This is a genomic window from Streptomyces sp. JJ66, assembly GCF_019303495.1.
GTDB lineage: Bacteria > Actinomycetota > Actinomycetes > Streptomycetales > Streptomycetaceae > Streptomyces.
This window is the reverse complement of sequence record NZ_JAEVFI010000053.1, coordinates 1-5200: the sequence shown is the minus strand read 5'-3', so window position 1 is coordinate 5200 and position 5200 is coordinate 1. Positions and strand designations below refer to the sequence as shown.

Annotated in this window: 5 protein-coding genes and 1 pseudogene; 2 read left to right on the top strand and 4 right to left on the bottom strand. The window is 68.4% G+C overall.

Features of this window, described 5'->3' with window-relative positions:
- The 4 genes and pseudogenes from JJV70_RS23075 to JJV70_RS22190 form a co-directional block, all read right to left on the bottom strand.
- Window positions 1-251 (bottom strand): annotated as a pseudogene (locus tag JJV70_RS23075) (GNAT family N-acetyltransferase); the annotation flags it as partial.
- Window positions 244-1005, bottom strand: coding sequence for a lasso peptide biosynthesis B2 protein (locus JJV70_RS23430; protein WP_219049825.1), 762 nt, complete (start codon window positions 1003-1005; stop codon window positions 244-246). The gene JJV70_RS23430 and the pseudogene JJV70_RS23075, both read right to left, overlap by 8 nt.
- On the bottom strand, window positions 1002-2825 hold the full coding sequence (locus JJV70_RS22195; protein ID WP_219049824.1) for an albusnodin/ikarugamycin family macrolactam cyclase: 1824 nt from the start codon (window positions 2823-2825) through the stop codon (window positions 1002-1004). Before JJV70_RS22195 ends, JJV70_RS23430 begins: the two co-directional genes overlap by 4 nt.
- Window positions 2826-2907: 82 nt before the next feature.
- Window positions 2908-3048 (bottom strand): albusnodin family lasso peptide, encoded by a 141-nt coding sequence (locus JJV70_RS22190; protein ID WP_219049823.1) that lies wholly within the window; start codon window positions 3046-3048, stop codon window positions 2908-2910.
- Between the two features lie 248 nt (window positions 3049-3296).
- On the opposite strand from JJV70_RS22190, the gene JJV70_RS22185 reads away from it, so the two are divergent.
- Window positions 3297-4079, top strand: coding sequence for an aminotransferase class IV family protein (locus JJV70_RS22185; protein WP_219049822.1), 783 nt, complete (start codon window positions 3297-3299; stop codon window positions 4077-4079).
- 9 nt (window positions 4080-4088) lie between these two features.
- A complete protein-coding gene (locus JJV70_RS22180) occupies window positions 4089-5006 on the top strand; it encodes an SUMF1/EgtB/PvdO family nonheme iron enzyme (protein WP_219049821.1) in 918 nt (305 codons plus the stop codon).
- The last annotated feature ends 194 nt before the right edge of the window (window positions 5007-5200 follow it).

Sequence of the window (5200 nt, the reverse complement as noted above, 5' to 3'; positions counted from 1 at the left end):
CCGACGGGCGTCAGAGGCGTCGTGGTCATGTCGTAGACGGTGAAGCGTAGTTGGTTGTCGGTGCTGCGCGCCTGGTGCTGGAATCCTTCGTTGCGGTTCTCCAGTGAGTCCGGTGTCTGACGGCCGTAGCCGATCAGCACGCCGGGGTCTTGTTCCCACTGCCAGTACAGGTCCACCAGGTCACCGGAGAGCGGGCCGAGTCCGGCACGGTCCCCGTGAATCCACACGATTGGTTCGCCATGCTCATGCATCGTTCTCGCCTCCGTTGTCACGTTCCGGGATGGCGCGCAGCACGGCGAACCGCGCCGTAGATGGCGGCTCGGCCACCCGATGTCCGTCATCAGTTTCCACCCATGCGTGCAGCCGGACGGGGTCGGCCGCCGCACCGTGGCACCACGTCACCCGTTGGCGGGATAGGGCCAGCATCACAGCGACGGCCGCTGATTCTTCCAGGCAGGCCACGCGGCCCGGTACGACCAGCCCAGCCCGTCGTACCGCGTTGATGGCTAGGCGAGCCTGATCGGCTGTGGCGCTGCCGGTGCTACGCCGGGCTATCCATGTCAGCAGCCACACGAGCCGTGCCATGCGACGGCGCTTGCGGCCTGCCCCCAGCACGCCGAGCACGACAGCCAAGGCCACGCCCGCGCGCGCTGTCACTCCGAACGGCACGCGGACCGGCTCGCCACGCCCGGCCGTCATCTCCTGTGTGCCCCAACTGGGCACCCACGGCGGCCCAGAGGCTGTGTGCTGCCCCGGTCGGCGGGAGAAAGTCGGCGAGATCAGTCCAGCCTCCAGAAGCTGGCGACACAACGTCTGTTCGGCCAGTCCGTCCAGCACGCCGGGCACCTCGGCGTAGCCGCTGGTTGTCGCCTCGTCCCACCAGCGCGCGGCCGGGCCGATCAGCGTCTCTGCGCGGCCGTTGCGGTAGTTCACGATCACCGTTGCCGGGCCGACGTTGATAGCGCGGACGTGCTCGGGAACGGTGATGTACCGGGGCCGCTTCACTTGGCCTCCTCCCCGGCCGCTACCGGTGTCCACACCACGTCCGGGGCGTCGGCCAAAGCACGTAACCACACCTCCGCTGCCACCGCAGGTTCCACCGTGGAGAAGGGGACAGGCAGTCCGGCCGCCGTCATCGCCAGCGTGCGCCGGAGCTCTACGGGGTCCACGAGGCCCAGCGCAGCCAACTGGCCGTCCGCTAATGCGTGAAGCTCCGGCAGGTTCGTACGCATCCCGTGGTAGTGGTCGGGGTTGAAGTCACCTTTGGTGGTCCGCGCGGCCAGTTCAGCGGGGAACAGGTCGGCCAGGGCATCCCGCAGGACCGGTTTGTAGTCAGCGGAGCCGGGTCGCTCGTCCAGGGGAATCGACAGGTATGCGTCCACCACGCGGGAGTCGGTGAACGGGTTGTGCAGCGGCACCCCGACCGTTTCGGCCAGCTGAATGTCGGCGCGTGCCGAGCGGCCCACGTCGGCTATCCCTTCGGCTGCCACGGTCGCGGCGAACATACCGATGGCGGCCTCGGGAAACCGTTGAGGCACCGATGACGCGACGGCCGCAGCCCGTGCCCGCGCGTCGTAGGTAGCCCACGACGGCACCAAGTCCGTTGCACACCAACCGATGTCTCCCTTCGGAACGGCCTTTCGAACGCCTGTGAAGAGCTCCACAGACAAGCGTGCCAGCGCATCCGCACGATTCGAGCGTGAGGTGCGGTAGGCCGACACCAGCAGCGACCACACTGGAAGCCGACGCAGCCTTGCCCAGCGGATCGTTTCGACCACGCCCCGCCGGTTGCGCCCGGTAGCCAACAGGTCGGCGAGCATGATCGGAGGGGAGCACAACAGGCTGTCTCCACCGTCGCCGGTCATGTGACAATCGGTTCCAAGTGTGGTGCGCATCCAGTGGAGTTGACCGGAAAATCGCGCGTGCGCGACCGTTGATGGCGCGGGCTCATCGGTGACAGGGACCGCGCACAACGAGGTGTAGGGCGCGTGGTCGGCGTCCAACGGCATGAGCCGGTGCGCGATCCCGGACCGCTCGGCGACCAACCGCGCGTAGTCCAGGTCTCCGCCCGATGGGTGGCCGACCGGGCAGACAGTCACCCCGGTCACCGCATGATCGGGACCAACCGATTCGTGCGCTAGCAGTGCCAGCGCGGTGGAGTCGTATCCGCCCGACAGGTCCACGGTCGGCGCGGACGCTGCGACCACTCTTACGGCCACAGCCGCCGCGAGCTCAGCCCGCAACCGGTGATCGGCGGCCCCTGGGCGCGGTCGAGGCGACCACATCTGGTTCGTCCGAACCACTCCGTCCCGTGCCACGGTCAGGCGATGCCCGGCTGGCACGAGTTCCACGCCCGCGAACGCGGACCGTCCAGCCAGCAGTACGGGCACGGAAGGGGCAAGCAACCATGCGGCAAGTCGGTCCACGTTCGGACCGGTGTGGGTCAGCCCGGCCAGGGCGCGGGAGCTCGACGCCCAGTACACGCCGCCGTCTGCCGCCGTGGTGTAGACCGGCCATGCTCCGCCGAGGTCGGTCCACACTCGCGTAAACTCATCAGTGACTTCTACTGTCGTGTAGCTCCCCGGCCAGCGCCACGCCACGTCATCGGGAACGCCGAAAGTGCCAAGCCGGGCGAGGTCTCTCCGTGCAATGCCGCTCGGGCCGATCACGGCCACGAACCGGCGGCCGGTGCACATCGTGCGGACCTCTTCTCCGGCCCACTGGCCGACCGTCCAGAGCCCCGGCGTAGTAGGCCACGGTCGGGCGCTGTCGGCCGGGGCTCTTGGTGGTGCTGTGGGGTTGCAGAAACCCCCGAACCAACGCATACGCTGAGCCTTCCTGCGGTGTTGACCTGAACGTGGCTGGCGCCCAGCCCGCATCCGGTCCGGGCACCAGCACGGAGGCGGGTCAGTTGTAGGCCCGCCGCTTGTCCTCGGAGCTGCCCATGCCCTGGCCGAGCGTCACCCCCGACGCCTCCCCCATGCTGACCAGCAGCACGGGGGCGTCGGCCACCGGGCCGTCATCCGGCTGGTCGTTCTCCGTCTCCATTTCTGCCTCCTTTCGCGGTATCCACGCGGCTTGTGCCGCACGTTCGCTCCTTGCACACCCGGCCGCGACGGGACAGCCGCGTCGGGTGTCTTGCGGGCCGTCCGGGGACGTAGTCACCAAACGTGTCCGGCCGGTGACCAGCAAACACCCTGTGAGGGCGGCATGGGAATGACGTGCGGATGACGTTGCCCCGTCAGTAACTCCGCTTGGGGTGCCGCAGGAGCGGCCACCCTGACATGCTGGGCGGCATGGCGACGCTCAATGGAAAGCCCGTATCCGCCGACGACCTGTTGCCCCTGGCCCTGACCAACCTCGGTCACTTCACCTCGATGCGGGTGGATGAGACCGGCGGCATCCGCGGTGCGACGCTGCACCTGGAACGTCTCGTGCGGGACTGCAAGGCGATCTGGGGCGCAGACCTGGACACCGGACGCGTCCGGGACTTCATTCGCCAGAGTGTGGAGGGGTACGACCGGCCGTGCGTGGCCCGCGTCACGGTCTATGACCCGAAGGTCGATATGGGATACCCGGCAGCCGCCGACGAGCCACACATCCTGGTTTCTGTGCGCGAAGCTGGCGGAATGCCCCCGGCGCCGCTGCGCGCAATGAGCGTTCCCTACGAACGAGACCTCCCTGAGGTCAAGCACGTCGGGCTGCTCGGAGCACTGCACGCGCGCCGCACCGCGCAGCTCGCCGGATACGGCGACGCCCTGTTCGTCGGCCGCGACGGATTGGTTTCCGAAGGCGGCACCTGGAACGTCGGCTTCGTCGACCAGGGCGGAACCATCGTGTGGCCGCAGGCCCCGGTGCTTCCCGGCGTGACCATGGCACTGCTCCAACAGCACACCGAGCACCGGGTGGCCCCGGTCACCCTGGGACAGGCCAAGAGCATGGCGGCGGCGTTCGCGACGAACACGAGCATCGGCGTCCGCGCCCTGTCCACCATCGACGAGGCCCCCTTCCCCACCGAGCACGCCGCTGTGAGACGACTTCAAGAGGCGTACCTGTCGATCCCCGCCGAGACCCTGTAGCACGACAGCATGCCGGGGGTGCCCAGATGGACAGGCCGCGAAGCCGCCCTGTTACGCAAGGCCATGCGCAAGAGCGGCAAGGCATTCGCCGATCTGGTGGGGGTGAATCCGCGCCAGATCCCCCGCTGGGAAGGTCGGGGCGAGACTCTGGAACTGAGCCTCGCCAATCAAGCGGCTCTTGACACCGTGCTCGCGCAAGTTGACCGCGACGCCCAGCAGCGATTCGCGACGCTCCTCACGGAGCGGGCCGCAGTCGAGCACGACGAGCGCGCCGAGGCACTGCTGCGCCGCGACTCGCGAACCAGTCAGCACCCCGCCGACGGAAAGCTGATGGTCTGCGTCGAGGAGGGTATCTACCTCTCCGGCCTGGAAGATCGCTCGGTGTGGCTGGGGACATACCGCATCGACGTATACCCGACGACCAACGCCGACTACGCGAAGTTCGTACACGCCACCGGTCACCGGCCGCCCCTGCACTGGGCAGACGGCCGGTACCCGGCCGGTCTGGCGACGCATCCAGTGGTGTGGGTGACGTGGCACGACGCCGACGCGTACGCCCGTTGGGCCGGTAAGACATTGCCCACGGCCCCACAGTGGGAGAAGGCCGCGCGCGGCGCGAAGGGCCGCGTCTACCCGTGGGGCAACGACCCCACAGCCGCGAAGTGCAACGTCGCCGAAACCGGCATAGACGCCACGACGTCTGTCTCCCGCTACCAGTCCGGCGTCAGCCCCTACGGCGTCTTCGACCTCTGTGGCAACGTATGGGAGTGGTGTTCCACCGAGGAGCAATCCGGCAGCGCCCGGTACGAGCTGAAGGGTTCGGCCTTCACCTCGCCGTTCGAGCGTGCCGCGCCGTCGCTGAAGAACACGGCGGACGCCCGCATGCAGGACAACGACACCGGATTCCGTTGCGTGAGCATTCCGTAAGCCCAGTCCGGCACGCGCCGAGTCCGGTTGTCGGCGGGTGCTGCGCCAGTACTGCGCACGCCGCTTTCCTCACGCGCGCCTGCCTCCCGTCTGGACAGCTGTGCGGCGCTAGCGAGCGGGCCTCCGATGCCATCCGGAACCACGAGCCGGAGATCATGTACGAGGCGTTCGAGATCGCGGGCTACTCGCGCGAG

What these genes read in the sequence shown, in the direction of transcription:
- JJV70_RS22195 (WP_219049824.1), bottom strand. Translation starts at nt 2,825, where the DNA reads ATGCGTTGGTTCGGGGGTTTCTGCAACCCCACAGCACCACCAAGAGCC.
- JJV70_RS22190 (WP_219049823.1), bottom strand. Translation starts at nt 3,048, where the DNA reads ATGGAGACGGAGAACGACCAGCCGGATGACGGCCCGGTGGCCGACGCC.
- JJV70_RS22185 (WP_219049822.1), top strand. Translation starts at nt 3,297, where the DNA reads ATGGCGACGCTCAATGGAAAGCCCGTATCCGCCGACGACCTGTTGCCC.
- JJV70_RS22180 (WP_219049821.1), top strand. Translation starts at nt 4,089, where the DNA reads ATGCCGGGGGTGCCCAGATGGACAGGCCGCGAAGCCGCCCTGTTACGC.